At 41.7% G+C, this 14,169-nt stretch carries 14 protein-coding genes and 1 tRNA gene; 9 read left to right on the top strand and 6 right to left on the bottom strand.

Annotated elements, in window-relative coordinates; genetic code table 11:
• Positions 1-49 precede the first annotated feature (49 nt).
• Entirely contained in the window at positions 50-2,314 is a 2,265-nt protein-coding gene (locus HY58_RS02700; RefSeq protein ID WP_039127217.1) for a bifunctional (p)ppGpp synthetase/guanosine-3',5'-bis(diphosphate) 3'-pyrophosphohydrolase, read from the bottom strand.
• Positions 2,315-2,430: 116 nt separating this feature from the next.
• Between HY58_RS02700 and HY58_RS02695 the strand changes: the two genes are divergently transcribed.
• The 9 genes from HY58_RS02695 (at position 2,431) to HY58_RS02655 (ending at position 9,026) form a co-directional block, all read left to right on the top strand.
• A tRNA-Leu gene (locus tag HY58_RS02695) sits at positions 2,431-2,512 on the top strand.
• 170 nt (positions 2,513-2,682) lie between these two features.
• Complete coding sequence (locus tag HY58_RS02690) at positions 2,683-3,510, top strand: universal stress protein (RefSeq protein WP_172644587.1); 828 nt, start codon at positions 2,683-2,685, stop codon at positions 3,508-3,510.
• Between the two features lie 148 nt (positions 3,511-3,658).
• Positions 3,659-5,044, top strand: coding sequence for a trigger factor (tig, locus tag HY58_RS02685; RefSeq protein ID WP_039127211.1), 1,386 nt, complete (start codon positions 3,659-3,661; stop codon positions 5,042-5,044).
• Between the two features lie 223 nt (positions 5,045-5,267).
• Entirely contained in the window at positions 5,268-5,954 is a 687-nt protein-coding gene (locus HY58_RS02680) for a ClpP family protease (protein ID WP_039127208.1), read from the top strand.
• A 77-nt stretch (positions 5,955-6,031) separates the two neighbouring features.
• The gene (locus HY58_RS02675) at positions 6,032-6,655 is read left to right on the top strand and encodes a ClpP family protease (RefSeq protein ID WP_216593758.1); all 624 of its coding nucleotides are present in this window, start codon (positions 6,032-6,034) and stop codon (positions 6,653-6,655) included.
• Positions 6,656-6,787: 132 nt separating this feature from the next.
• Positions 6,788-8,023 (top strand): ATP-dependent Clp protease ATP-binding subunit ClpX, encoded by a 1,236-nt coding sequence (gene clpX / locus HY58_RS02670; RefSeq protein WP_039127206.1) that lies wholly within the window; start codon positions 6,788-6,790, stop codon positions 8,021-8,023.
• A gap of 23 nt (positions 8,024-8,046) precedes the next feature.
• Complete coding sequence (locus HY58_RS02665; protein ID WP_039127204.1) at positions 8,047-8,226, top strand: hypothetical protein; 180 nt, start codon at positions 8,047-8,049, stop codon at positions 8,224-8,226.
• A 133-nt stretch (positions 8,227-8,359) separates the two neighbouring features.
• Positions 8,360-8,836 carry a hypothetical protein gene (locus HY58_RS02660; protein ID WP_039127200.1) on the top strand — a complete coding sequence of 159 codons (477 nt, stop codon included), beginning with the start codon at positions 8,360-8,362 and terminating at the stop codon, positions 8,834-8,836.
• Positions 8,826-9,026 carry a helix-turn-helix transcriptional regulator gene (locus HY58_RS02655; RefSeq protein ID WP_039127197.1) on the top strand — a complete coding sequence of 67 codons (201 nt, stop codon included), beginning with the start codon at positions 8,826-8,828 and terminating at the stop codon, positions 9,024-9,026. The genes HY58_RS02660 and HY58_RS02655 overlap by 11 nt, the downstream gene beginning before the upstream one ends.
• A 99-nt stretch (positions 9,027-9,125) precedes the next feature.
• Here the strand turns inward: HY58_RS02655 and HY58_RS02650 are convergent, their stop codons facing one another.
• The 5 genes from HY58_RS02650 to HY58_RS02630 all read right to left on the bottom strand — a co-directional run bounded on the left by HY58_RS02650 (position 9,126) and on the right by HY58_RS02630 (position 14,106).
• A complete protein-coding gene (locus HY58_RS02650; protein ID WP_039127194.1) occupies positions 9,126-10,265 on the bottom strand; it encodes an acyl-CoA dehydrogenase family protein in 1,140 nt (379 codons plus the stop codon).
• An 82-nt stretch (positions 10,266-10,347) separates the two neighbouring features.
• The gene (locus HY58_RS02645) at positions 10,348-11,328 is read right to left on the bottom strand and encodes a helix-hairpin-helix domain-containing protein (protein ID WP_052323789.1); all 981 of its coding nucleotides are present in this window, start codon (positions 11,326-11,328) and stop codon (positions 10,348-10,350) included.
• A gap of 73 nt (positions 11,329-11,401) precedes the next feature.
• On the bottom strand, positions 11,402-12,172 hold the full coding sequence (locus HY58_RS02640) for an MBL fold metallo-hydrolase (RefSeq protein ID WP_253271488.1): 771 nt from the start codon (positions 12,170-12,172) through the stop codon (positions 11,402-11,404).
• Positions 12,173-12,187: 15 nt separating this feature from the next.
• Positions 12,188-12,511, bottom strand: coding sequence for a hypothetical protein (locus tag HY58_RS02635; RefSeq protein ID WP_039127191.1), 324 nt, complete (start codon positions 12,509-12,511; stop codon positions 12,188-12,190).
• Between the two features lie 38 nt (positions 12,512-12,549).
• Positions 12,550-14,106 (bottom strand): bifunctional response regulator/alkaline phosphatase family protein, encoded by a 1,557-nt coding sequence (locus HY58_RS02630; RefSeq protein WP_039127188.1) that lies wholly within the window; start codon positions 14,104-14,106, stop codon positions 12,550-12,552.
• Positions 14,107-14,169: the final 63 nt, after the last annotated feature.

The following is a 14,169-nucleotide window of genomic DNA, read 5'->3' as shown; positions in this document are numbered from 1 at the left end:
GGCACCGAAACCAGTGAGTTTGATGCTTCAAATTATTTTATTATTTAAACTAATGGCTTGAACCTGATGAGTTGAGCGGGAGTTCTGCATCAAATCGGTCAACTGTATGAATTCCGGTAAGCGCCTTTAGGCTTTTAACCAGCTCATCCAGTTCTTCCTTGTCATGAACAAAAACTTTAATGGCGCCCCTGAAGATGCCTTCCTTTGCTTCAATAGACAATGCACTTATATTAATCTTCATCTCACCTGAAATCAGGTTAGTGATCTTATTAACCACACCTACATCATCCAATCCAATAATATTAAGGCCTGTGAGGAAAGAAATCTCTTTGTTCTTCGCCCATTTTGTCTTTACCACCCTGTGGCCATAATTGGCCAGCAGTTTGGAAGCATTAGGGCAATTGGTGCGATGGATTGTCAGGCCTTTACCGGTTGTAACAAAGCCAAATACATCATCACCGGGAATAGGCTTACAGCAATTGGCAAGATGATACATTATCTTATCACTACTCTCACCAAATATTATCAGTTCAGCATCCTTTTTACCATACTCCGATGCACCCGTGTACTCCGGTTTCAACTCCATTACCGGGCGCTGTGGTTTGGGTGCTTCCAGTTTATCGCCCAGAACATGGAAATCTTTCAGCTCCTTAAGATCTATTGTTTTAGTTGCTACCTGGTAAAAGAAATCTAGTGTGGATGGTTGTTTATAGAAGTCTACCAGTATATCAATATTGTGGCTGTTATAACCAGCTCCCATGCCTTCTACCTTGCGTTGCACATAATATTTTCCATCCTCAGCAATTTTACGTTTCTCCTCCTTGAGAGCATCTTTTATTTTGGTGCGGGCCTTAGCCGTAACAACAAAATTCAACCAGTCTTCGGAAGGTTTTTGTTTATTGGAAGTGATGATCTCTATCTGGTCTCCGCTACGAAGCTTATGACTTAAAGGCACCAGTTTATGGTTCACTTTGGCGCCTATACATTTAGCTCCAACCGCCGAGTGGATTGAAAAGGCAAAATCCAGTGCAGTAGAACCTACCGGTAACATTTTTACATCCCCTTTTGGGGTATACACATAAATCTCTTCTGCGAGGAAACTAGTTTTGAAATCCTGCAGAAAATCAACAGAATCATTATCGGGAGACTGCAAAACTTCTCTTATCTGGTGAAACCATTTTTCAAAGCGGCTTTCATCGGCCTGTCCTTCTTTATATTTCCAATGTGCTGCAAGTCCTTTTTCTGCGATCTCATTCATCCGCTTGGTCCGGATCTGAACTTCCACCCATTTTCCCTGGGGTCCCATCACTGTTGTATGAAGTGCTTCATATCCATTACTTTTTGGATTGGAAAGCCAATCACGAAGACGTTCAGGAGAGGGAGTATATTCATCTGTTACCATGGAATATACTTTCCAGCATTCCTCCTTTTCGCGTTCCGGAGGCGAATTCAGGATCACACGAATGGCAAAGAGATCATAAACCTCATCGAAGCTCACACCCTTTTTCTTCATCTTATTCCAGATAGAATGAATACTTTTGGGTCTGCCATGGATCTCAAAATCAAATCCTGATTTTTCCATTTTCTCTCTCAGAGGCCGTATGAATTCATTTATATAGCGGGTACGCTCCCTCCTGGTTTCTGCAAGTTTTTTGGCAATTTCCTTATAGGTGTCCGGCTCCATGTATTTCATGGCCAGGTCTTCCATCTCGGTCTTGATATTGTAGAGCCCCATCCGGTGTGCCAGGGGAGCATAAACATAAACTGTTTCCGAGGATATCTTGAGTTGCTTCTCCCTTTTCATACTCTCCAGGGTCCGCATATTATGAAGGCGGTCAGAGAGTTTGATCAGGATAACACGAGGATCATCTGTGAGGGTTAGAAGTATCTTCTTGAAATTCTCCGCCTGCTGGGAGGCATTAACATCAATTACATTGGCAATTTTGGTAAGTCCATCCACAATACGAGCAATCTCCTGGCCAAATGTTCTTTCTATATCATCGAGGGTTATGTCAGTATCTTCAACTGTATCATGTAAAAGAGCGCAAATTGTAGAACGGACACCCAAACCGATCTCCTCCACGCAAATTCTCGCTACTGCCAGTGGGTGAAGGATATAAGGCTCCCCGCTTTTCCGGCGCATGGTCTTATGCGCATCGGCCGACATTGCGAAAGCTGTGCGAACCAATTCTTTATCCCTGGTCTTCAGTTTGGGTTTCAGGCACCTCAGCAGGGCACGGTATTCCCGCAGGATAAGTTTCTTTTCCTGGTCATCGGTAAGGTTGTATTTCGGGATCGCGGCTACTGTTTCCATTCTTTTCTGTTATCGTCTAAGACAGTATACGAATTTACAGAAAAGAAGGTGTTTTTAGTTTTTTCATCAAAACCCCTACATTTGCAAACCCCAAAGGTTTTGATTGGGGAATTAAGGCGGGCGTGGCGAAACTGGCAGACGCACCAGACTTAGGATCTGGCGCCGCAAGGCATGTAGGTTCGATTCCTATCGCCCGCACACTTAGAAACGGAAGACAGCAAAGAGAAGGACATCCCTGATCAGAACTGGCTTCCGTTTTTTTTATCGCATCCGCATCTAATTCGGGAATGCATCAGTTGATATACTGACATTTATCATTTTGACAACCGGCGGGATGATGTAATTTCATGCCATATAAAAATGCTAATATGAAATCAATCCTGGTTGCTTCAGATTTTTCTGCCCCTGCAAAAGATGCGGCCCTTTATGCGGCACAATTGGCAAAGACACTGGGAGCTGAATTAACACTTCTTCATGCTTACCTGCTTCCCACACCTGTGAGCGAAGTTCCTTATGTGATGGTTTCTGTTGAAGAACTTCAGAAAGATAATGAGCGGATGGCAAGCGAACTTGCCGGCAGCATCCAGGAAAAAACCGGTTTAACGCCCAGAGTGATGGTTAATATTGGGTTACCCGCAGACGAAGTGGTTTACCAGTCAAAGGAAATAGGTGCAGAATTAGTTGTTATCGGTATGCGTGGAGAAAACAAGGCCATTGATAAACTTATAGGAAGTACAACTGCGGCGGTTATCAGGAAATCACATATACCAGTTCTGGTAGTGCCGGAAGGAGCAAGCTATTCAGAATGGACATCAGTTGTGTATGCTACGGATTTCAGCTATACCATGAATCTCCGATGCCTGAATATGCTGGCCGAACTTGTCAAAAAACATCCTGGTGCAAAATTGAATATGGTAAATATCCAGCGCCCGGCTGAGATCATGTCGCCTGAACAGATCAGTGGAAAAGTTCGGCTTGAACCTATACTGGAACATCTTCAACATCAATATCATACGGTTGAACACAGCAGTGTGGAAGCGGGATTGGAGTCATTTCTTGAACAATACCCGAGCCAGCTGCTGGTAATGGTTGCCCATAAACATAGCTGGTGGGAGCGCCTTGTAAGCGGAAGTCATACACGTGAAATGGCCTATCGTTCTGATATCCCACTATTGGTTTTACAAGACAAGGATTGATAATATCGACCTTAGTGCCCGCCAAATTTCCCTTCGAGATTGCCAATTTCCATGCCGTACCTTCAAACAAATCCGTACCTTTGCCCCCCAAAAATAAAGGCAGCGGCATAACCGTTGGCCGTATTGTATCAAATTAAAATTGCAAAGCATGGCAACCGTTACGAGGGAAAATATTGGTCTCTTGAATGACAAGATCACCGTGAAAGTGGCAAAAGAAGATTATCTGCCATCCTTCGAAAAAGCATTGAAGAATTATAGCAAACAAGCAAATATACCCGGCTTCCGCAAGGGCATGGTTCCAACCAGTATGATCCGGAAGATGCATGGACAGTCCGTTTTCACAGACGAGGTTTTGCGCTCAGTTGAAAAACAGCTTAGCGATTACATGGTGAATGAGAAGCTAGAGATTTTCGCCCAGCCCTTACCACTGCCTGAAAATGACAGCCGTCAGCTGGATTTCAACAATCCGAATGAATATGCCTTTGCTTTTGAAGTTGGTCTTAAGCCTGATTTCAAAGTTGCCGATCTGGCATCTGCAAAACTGCCTTTCCACAAGATCATTATTACTGATGAAATGGTCAATGAGGAACTCGAGCGCCTGCAGTTGCGCAATGGCAATATGACCGAACCAGAAACTGTAACCGGTGATGATAATGTATTGAATATTACTTTTACTGAAACCGATTCAGAGGGTAATGTTTTGGAAGGTGGAGCAACTAAAGAGAACTCGGTCCTTGTTAAATATTTCTCAGAAAGCTTCCGCTCCAGCCTGATTGGGAAAAAGAAAGATGATCAGGTAAATGGACAGTTAAGCCAAGCTTTTGATGCTAAAGAAAGAGAGTGGATTCTGGGAGATTTGGGACTTTCAAAAGATGACCCAGCCGCTGCTGATAAATATTTCAACCTGCTGATCACAAAAGTAGGACTGGTTGAAAAAGCACCGCTGGACGAAAATTTATTCAAAACCGTTTTCCCTGGGAAAGATATTACTGACGAAGCTGCTTTTCGCTCAGCTTTAAAAGAAGATATCCAGCTTCAGTTTGATGCTCAAAGCAGAAACCAGCTTTTTGATGCCATCTACCATCACCTGATCGATCAAACTCAGATAAGTTTCCCGGAATCTTTCTTGAAACGCTGGATGCAAAATGGCGGAGATAAACCAAAGACTGAAGAAGAGGCCGAAAAAGAATATCCATCCTTCTCCAGTTCACTTAAATGGACCCTCATTGTTGATCAATTGGTAAAGGAAAATAATATCGAGGTAAAGCCCGAAGATATCAGGGAGTTTGCCAAGGCGCAACTCTTCAGCTACATGGGGAATATGAATATGGGACAATTAGATATTGAACAACCATGGGTCAATGATTATGTTGAACGTATGATGAAGGATCGTAAATTCATTGATGACAGCTTCCACCGCATTCAAACTGACAAACTTTTTGCAGTAGCAGAAAGTCTTGTGCAGAAAGATGAGAAGCCAATCTTACTGGAAGATTTCCAGAAGTTGCAGGCTCAACACCAGCATCATCACTAACATGAAGGAGGGAGCCCCTCTTATATATTATTCTAAATATTAATAGAGTGTCATTACTGACACTCTATTTTAATATGGTTTTGAATTTATCAGGCTTTCGACTGCCTACATTGCCACCAAGTCCTCTTTTGTCATATTTTCCTGGCATTTTTGTCATGATTTTCAATTGGAAAGGTATTTGCACCGCAGTTGTACCTTATTTTTATCAAAATAACCCGGAATTATGAGTTCAGAATTTGAAAAATACGCTGTCAAGCATCGGGGTATATCGAGCCTCACACTGCACGATTACCAGAAACACCAGGTCACTAATCTTACTCCCAATATCATCGAGGAACGTCCAATGAATATTGCTGTTATGGATGTATATAGCAGGCTCATGATGGATCGGATCATTTTTCTGGGATACCCAATTAATGATGAAGTGGCAAATATCGTTACAGCACAATTGTTGTTTCTTGAAAGTACTGACCGCACGAGAGATATACAGATGTATATAAATTGCCCGGGGGGAAGTGTATATGCCGGCCTCGGAATGTATGATACACTCCAATACATTACACCTGATGTGGCAACTATCTGCACTGGTATGGCGGCTTCAATGGGCGCTGTGCTGATGTGTGCGGGAACCAAAGGCAAACGGACAGCATTAAAACATAGCAGAATCATGATGCACCAGCCAAGCGGCGCTATTGGCGGTCAGGCATCGGATATAGAAATTACGGTTAATGAGATCCGAAAGCTGAAAAAGGAATTATATGAAATCATAGCCCATCATACTGGAAAACCACTGAAGCAAGTGGAGAAAGATTGCGATCGTGATTACTGGCTAACTTCCACCGAAGCTAAAGAATATGGACTTGTTGATGAAGTGCTGTTGGTGAATCCCAGGAAAGAACACCGCGACTAATTAATTCAGTCCAGGAATTGAGAAGTGCATAAAATGCATGAACATCAAAACTTAAAAATCAAATTTCAAACCTGATCATGTATAACGCCCAATACAATCACTTCCGAATGGAAGAAGAAGAAGAAAAACAAAGGGATGATAAGCGAGATGAACTCATGATGCTAAATAAGCGTCTGGAGAAATATTTCTTTGACCAGCGTGCTGTATATCTGTGGGGCCCTGTTGATGACAAATCGGCCCGTGAAGTTGTTACAAAAATGCTGTTACTAGATGCAGATAATAACAATGAAATAAAGTTTTATATCAATAGTCCGGGAGGCGTAGTAACAAGTGGGATGGTCATATATGACACTATGAAAATGCTAAAAAGCCCGGTTAGTACAATTTGTATGGGACTGGCAGCATCCATGGGATCTATATTACTGAGTGGCGGCGTAAAAGGCAGAAGGTTCATTTACCCACACGGAGAGGTCATGATACATCAACCCAGCCTTGGTGGTTATATGCAGGGAGTAAGTGCTGATTTGGAAATCCAGGCCAAACAAACAAGAAGAGTAAAAGAACTAGGCGCAAAGATCCTCGCTGAAAACTGCGGTAAAACAATGGCACAGATTATGAAGGATTTCGATCGAGACTACTGGATGGATGCCAAAGAAGCAATTGAATATGGTATTATTGATGGTATTATGGAGAAAGTCTAGTTGTTTTAACAGAAATTATACGGTAAAACCCGTAAAACTATATAGTAAAAAACCGTTCCTTCAGTCGGAACGGTTTTTTAATCTTTTACAATCTAATGGAATAGATAACTTTGCACTCTAGCAACAGCGCGTATGGCAAAAAATACTTTACATTGTTCTTTCTGCGGCCGAAGCCGTGATGAGGTGAAAATCCTTATTGCCGGGCAGGATGGACATATTTGCGAGAACTGTGTTGATCACGCTCGTGAGATCATCGAACAGGAATTATTGACCCGTAATGAAACTACAGGTACAGGGTTTAAACTCACTGTAAAAAAGCCTATTGAACTCAAACGTTTTCTCGATGAATATGTAATAGGACAGGATGATGCGAAGAAGGTTCTTGCAGTGGCAGTTTATAATCACTATAAGCGTTTACAACAAAAGCCCGCGGTTGAAGGAGATATTGAGATCGAGAAGAGCAATATTGTAATGGTAGGTGAAACCGGCACGGGTAAAACCCTTTTAGCAAAAACCATTGCAAAACTGCTGAATGTTCCTTTTGCAATTGTGGATGCGACCGTTTTTACAGAAGCAGGTTACGTTGGTGAAGATGTAGAAAGTATACTCACACGTCTTCTTCAGGTATGTAATTATGATGTTACTGCTGCGGAAAGAGGGATCGTCTATATTGACGAGCTCGATAAAATAGCTCGTAAGGGTGACAATCCTTCTATCACCCGTGATGTAAGCGGAGAAGGTGTACAGCAAGGTCTTTTAAAACTCCTGGAAGGTACTGATGTTCTTGTTCCACCACAGGGGGGACGGAAACATCCGGAACAAAAGCTTATAAAGATCAACACCCAGAATATTCTTTTTATCTGTGGCGGTGCTTTTGATGGAGTTGATAAACTTATAGCACGTAGAGTGAACACCAATGCTATTGGGTTTAATGTAAATAAGGAACAACAGGAGGCAGCAAAAAAGAATTTGTTGCAATATGTAAACGCACAGGATCTGAAACATTTTGGTCTGATACCAGAATTACTCGGCCGACTTCCTGTTGTGACATATTTAAATCCGCTTGATACCGAAACGCTACGTTCGATACTCACAGAACCAAAGAATGCATTGATCAAACAATACAAAAAACTATTTGAGATAGAAGGTATTGAGTTAAAAATCGATAATGATGTGCTTGATTTCATGGTATCAAAAGCAATGGAGTATAAGCTCGGTGCAAGGGGATTAAGATCTATCTGCGAAAGTATTCTTACGGATGCAATGTTTGAGCTCCCTTCAAGTAAGGAAACAAAATTCCATCTTACTTTGGAATATGCAGAAAAGAAATTTGATAAAAGTAAGATGAGCCTGTTGAAAGTAGCATAGCCAATAATTTCAAACAGAAAGTTATGAAGGAGCTAATAGAACAATTAAAAGCAGAGGGAATCACTGAAGACCAGGCTTATAAGGTAGTTGAGATAATAAAGAATTTCGCGAAAGAGAAGTTTCCCATTTTTGGAGGAGCTATCGACCGCCTTTTCGACAAATATAATACCCGCGATAAGGAAGCCGACGACTTCCTGGATTGATATGCATAAAAAATATATAAACCCCGCATAGCGGGGTTTCTTTTGGTTATGAATGTAAAATATTTATTACAAAATGTATATTATACTTTACATATTGTAAAATATTTTTTACTTTTATTCAAATATAACTCAAATGCTTACCCCTAAACTCCTTCCCAACCAATATAAGATTCTTGGTTGGTTCGTCTTGATCCCAGCGACCATATGCGGTATTATTCTGGCTTCCCTTGGATTTGACGCCAAATGGATTACGGCCCGCGTCTTTGCCATTTGGAACAAAGAATTGTTTACCAAAGACCAGGTATTCGCCTTTATAACAACTGATATAAGCAATACCATCATAGGTACTGTTTTTATTGTAGGTGGTATGCTTGTAGCATTTTCGAGTGAAAAACAGGAAGATGAATTTATTGCGAAACTCAGATTATCGAGTTGGATGTGGGCTGTTCTTGTCAATTATATCTTATTGATACTAGCTTTTATTTTCGTTTATGGAATGCCTTTCATGAATGTGATGATATATAACATGTTTACGATTCTGATACTTTTCATAATACGATTCAACTATCTTATTTACAGAACATCTAAAGCCCTGGCCGATGAAAAATAATATCAAGGTAGAAAGAGCTATGCTCGGGTTAACACAGGAGGAACTGGCTATAAAAGTATCTGTGAGCCGCCAAACCATTAACGCGATGGAAGCCAACAAGTATGTGCCGTCAACAGTGCTTGCATTAAAAATTGCAAGGGTGTTTAAAAAGCCTGTAGAGAGCATATTCTTTTTAGAGGAAAACGAATAGGCAGGACTCCCTTACTTATTTGATCGTTATCTATCATAAAAAAAATGCCGCACCAGGAATGATGCGGCTTCATTTATAGCAAGCAAACGAAAGAGACAATTAGTGAAGTACTTCCCGGGCAATTACGATTTTCTGAATCTCAGAAGTTCCTTCTCCGATGGTACATAATTTAGCGTCGCGATAAAATTTTTCCACAGGAAAATCTTTTGTATAACCATATCCCCCAAAGATCTGTACTGCCTCATTGGCCGCACGAACAGCAACTTCACTGGCATAATATTTAGCCATTGCAGCTTCCCTGGTCATTTTCATTCCCTTGTCCTTCATATCAGCAGCCTGATTAGTCAATAGTTCGGCTGCCATGATCTCTGTTGCCATATCGGCAAGTTTAAATGAAATTCCCTGGAAATTAGAGATTGGCTGATCAAACTGGTGCCTTTCTTTGGAATATTTGAGCGCCGCATCCAAAGCACCTTTTGCAATGCCTAATGAAAGGGCCGCTATAGAGATACGACCACCATCAAGTACTTTCATTGACTGCTTGAACCCGGCCCCGATTTCTCCAAGGCGGTTGGCGTCAGGAATCCTGCAATTATCAAATACCATCTCAGCTGTTTCACTTGCACGCATGCCCAGCTTATTTTCCTTTTTCCCACCACTGAAACCCGGTGTGCCCTTTTCAACGATGAACGCAGTGGCATTGTCTTTAGTACGAGGTTCACCCGTACGCGCAATTACCACTGCTATATCACCGCTTTTCCCATGTGTGATCCAATTCTTGGTGCCGTTAAGCAGCCAATCTTCGCCGTCACGAACGGCGGTAGTCTTCATATTGCCAGCATCACTGCCAGTATTTGCTTCTGTTAATCCCCAGGCTCCTATCCATTCTGCCGAGGCCAGTTTAGGTAGATATTTTTTCTTCTGCTCTTCATTTCCAAAAGCAAGAATATGACCTGTACATAATGAATTATGAGCGGCAAGGCTTAGGCCAACTGACCCACATACCTTTGCAATCTCCTGGATAATAGCGACATATTCAAAATAGCTCAAACCAGTTCCACCATAGGCTTCGGGTACAAGTACACCCATAAGTCCCAGTTTGCCCATGGCTTTAAAAACATCAACCGGAAAATGCTGGCTTTCATCCCATTCCATAACATGTGGTAAAATGTGTTGCTTTGCAAATTCCCTGGCCGTTTGTGCTACTTGCTCTGTCAGCTCCGATTGTTCAAAATTCATACTCTGTTCTACTGATTTCCCGCAAAGGATCCTCTTTGCAAATGCAATATAAGGTCTTTTTTAGTTCACTAACAAGTGTTAGTTAGGGAATTTTCAGGTATGGTCTTATCTTCTCAAACACTTTCTCCGAAATAAGGTGTATCCGCATGAGATCTTCAAGCTGCGTGAAAGGGCCATGAGCTTCCCGGTATTGAACAATGGTACTTGCTAATTGCTGACGTATATAGGGATGTTCTGCCAGTTCAGCTTTACCCGCCAAGTTGATTGAAATTTGTTTTATTTGTCCTTCCCCTGCTACAAGCAAAGGTTTTATGATCTGGAAAACTGAATCTGCAAGTCCATATACTTCTGCAATCTGATGTACAGAATTGAACCCGCCTAAACGCTGCCGGAAGTTTAATATCCGGCTCGTCAACTTCGGCCCGATACCAGGCAGGGCTAACCATTGCAAGCTATCCGCTGAATTAATATCAACCTTAAGAGTCGCAGAAGGTGGAACCGGAAAATTATTATTGTTCCAAACCTTGCCTGTCTTTATTGCAGCAGATTCATTGGATTGATCAACAGGCAATGGTTTTATCCTAACAAACGGTTGAAGCCGCATGGCAAGAGAAGGTGACAGACCAAAAATCCGGGATATATCTTCAGGTTTTCGAAATCGACCTCCCTTTTCACGGTACCGGATGATAGTGGAAGCTGTTTTGTCGCGAACACCTAAGGCAACCCAATCAGCATGACTTGCAGTATTGGGATCAAAAAGGAATAATTTTCCTGTATGATTCTCCCGGTCACCGATAGGCACGCCGGTTGAAAGGTCAGAAAGCTTTTTTCGTGGTGATCTGGACGAGTACTCAAAACTACTTGTACTATCAACCCTCCATCTGTCAATTAATGCCACCACAGAACTATCATCAATACTTATCGGAGTTTTTGGCTTGGGAAGAAAATCCGGAGCTATAAAAAGTATTAGTATCAGTGAAACCAAAACTAATACCCCAATTCTTTCCCTTGCAGAAAAAGTTAAGTATGCAATAATTAATTCCTTTATTTCAGGCTTCTTCATCAGCACAATCTAGAGGATTTCAAGAGGCCTGTCAACCGTCATTTAACGGTATTTCCTTTTGATAAAAAGATTATCAGCACTCTACCATTAATCCGTCATACGCAAGTTGCATTCCGGCTGGAAGTTCCTGGTTAATTACTGCATGCAGGCCTAATTGGTGACTGATATGTGTAAAATAAGCAATGGGCACATTAAGCGATTTCACCATCGATACAGCTTCTCCGAGGGTGAAGTGGGAAATATGTTTTTCATGCCGGAGAGCATTCAGAACTATATATTTACTTCCTTTTATTTTCTCCTGTTCTGCCAAATCAATTCGATTAGCATCAGTGATATAAGTAAAATTTCCAAATCTGAATCCAAGTACGGGCATTTGCATATGCCACACCAGGATGGGGATTATATCAATATCTCCAACGCTGAAAGGCTCAAGGTCGATGGCATGTATCTGTATGTCAGGAACACCTGGATATTTACTTTCCGCAAATGCATAAGGAAACTCTCGAATGATAGCCATTTGCGTCATTTCGTTTGCATAAATATTCATGGGTTTATGCGAAAAAAAATTATAGGCTCGAACATCGTCAAGCCCCGCTATATGATCCTTATGAGGGTGTGTAAATATGATGGCATCAAGATGTTTAACCTTTGCCCGCAACATCTGGTAACGGAAATCGGGTGTTGAATCTACCACAATTGTAGTGGTAGCCGATTGAACAAGTATGCTGGAACGAAGTCGGTTGTCGCGCTTATCCTGAGATGTACACACCTCACATTCACATGCGATCATAGGCACCCCGCTGCTGGTGCCGGAACCGAGGAATGTTATTTTAAGTGGCGACAAAAATGTTTGATTTGATTATTGTTCTGCGGGATTTTCACTATTGTCAGTAGGTTTGTTACCTGACTCTTCTGCAGCTACACGGGCTCGTTCCAATACTTCTTCATATGTTTTTCTCACTTCGGCACTCAATTCTTCCTTTGATATGCGGAGTTGTGGTATAATATCTAACATTGTATTGATCTTCCCTTCTAGCTGAAGAAACTTGTTCAACACCACCACTTTTTTTTGCTCCAGGATACAATATCCACTTTGAAAGGTTCCCCTTTCATAGCGCACTATATATGATGCTTCATCAAGTATTTGCTCAAGTTTATTGATGGTTGCCTGCGTATATTTCATGGTCAAAATGATGATCAAAGATAATGGACTGTCACATATTACTTACTCGACATCTTAATAACAGGCACGATCATTTCTTCCAGGCTGATTCCTCCATGCTGAAACGTATTGCGATAATAATTAACGTAATGATTATAATTGTTTGGGTAACAGAGATACCCATCTTCTTTTGCAAAAATATACGAGGAATTCACCGTGGGTACAGGTAGGCCCGCCTCACGGGGATCCCTAATTGCCATCACATCCCGGGCCTCATAATTGAGGTTACGTCCATGCTTGTACCTCAGGTTAGTGGTAGTTTGCTTGTCGCCCAAAACTTTATGTGGTGTATTCACCCGCACCGATCCATGGTCTGTGGCCAGTATGAGATTGAACTTTTTGTCTGCAATTTTCTTTAGTGCCTGGAAAAGTGGTGAATGCTCAAACCAGCTGGCAGTAATGCTTCTATAACTGATTTCATCACTGGCCAGCTCTTTCAAAACTTCCATTTCCGTGCGCGCATGGCTCAACATGTCAACAAAATTGTAAACAATAATATTGAGGTCATTACTCAGGAGATTATGCATGTTGTTAACCAGTTCGTTTCCTGCCTGGTGATTCACAACCTTTATGTAGGAGAACTTAATATCCTCTCTTTTCAGACGTTTGAGCTGAGCATGAAAAAAACTCTCCTCCTGCAAATTTTTCCCACCTTCATCTTCATCATTCCTCCATAACTGGGGAAATTGCTTTTCTATTTCAACGGGCATCAATCCCGCAAATATTGCATTACGCGCATACTGGGTGGCAGTTGGTAGTATACTGTAAAAACAATCCTCTTCCAGAATGCGGAAGTATTCGGAAAAAATAGGCTGGATGGCCTTCCATTGGTCGAACCGTAGATTATCTATCAACACAAAGAATGTAGGTATGCCAGGTTCTATATGCGGCAATACTTTAAACCGAAAAACTGTATTGGACATAATGGGTGACTCACTGGATTTGGGATTTACCCAGCTCAGATAGTTTTTTGATACGAATTTGCAGAACTCTGTATTGGCTTCCTGCTTCTGACTTTGCAGAACTTCCTGCATTTCAGGTGAATCGCTTTTCTCCATTTCAAGTTCCCAATAGACCAGTTTTTTATAGATATCCATCCAGTCATTATAATCAGGATTGGAATTGAGTGCCATAAAAAGGTTCCTGAACTGTTGCTGGTAGGCGAATGTGGTCTTCTCTGCAACCAGTCTTTTATTATCAAGAATTTTTTTCAGGCTAAGTAATACCTGGTTGGGATTCACAGGTTTGATCAGGTAATCACTTATTTGCGAACCAATGGCATCATCCATCAGGTTCTCCGTTTCATTCTTGGTGATGAGCACTACTGGTATCTGCTGGCTGATCTCTTTTATCTGCGCCAGTGTTTCCAGTCCGGTCATCCCGGGCATGGTTTCATCCATGAGGACAAGGTCAACCGGATTGGCTTTTACAAAGTCAATGGCATCGAAGCCATTGGTAAGGGTATGCACTACATAACCTTTTGTTTCCAGGAAAAGCTTCTGGCTTTGAAGGCTTTCCATTTCGTCGTCTACCCAGAGTATAGTTGCTAATGGCATGAATCCAAATGTAATTTATCTATTGCGGCTTCGTACTTTTGCCGGCTACTATTTAACGAATTT

It is taken from the genome of Flavihumibacter sp. ZG627, assembly GCF_000814325.1.
GTDB lineage: Bacteria > Bacteroidota > Bacteroidia > Chitinophagales > Chitinophagaceae > Flavihumibacter.
Note: the sequence above shows the minus strand (reverse complement) of the source record. Positions and strands in the feature narration are given on the sequence as shown.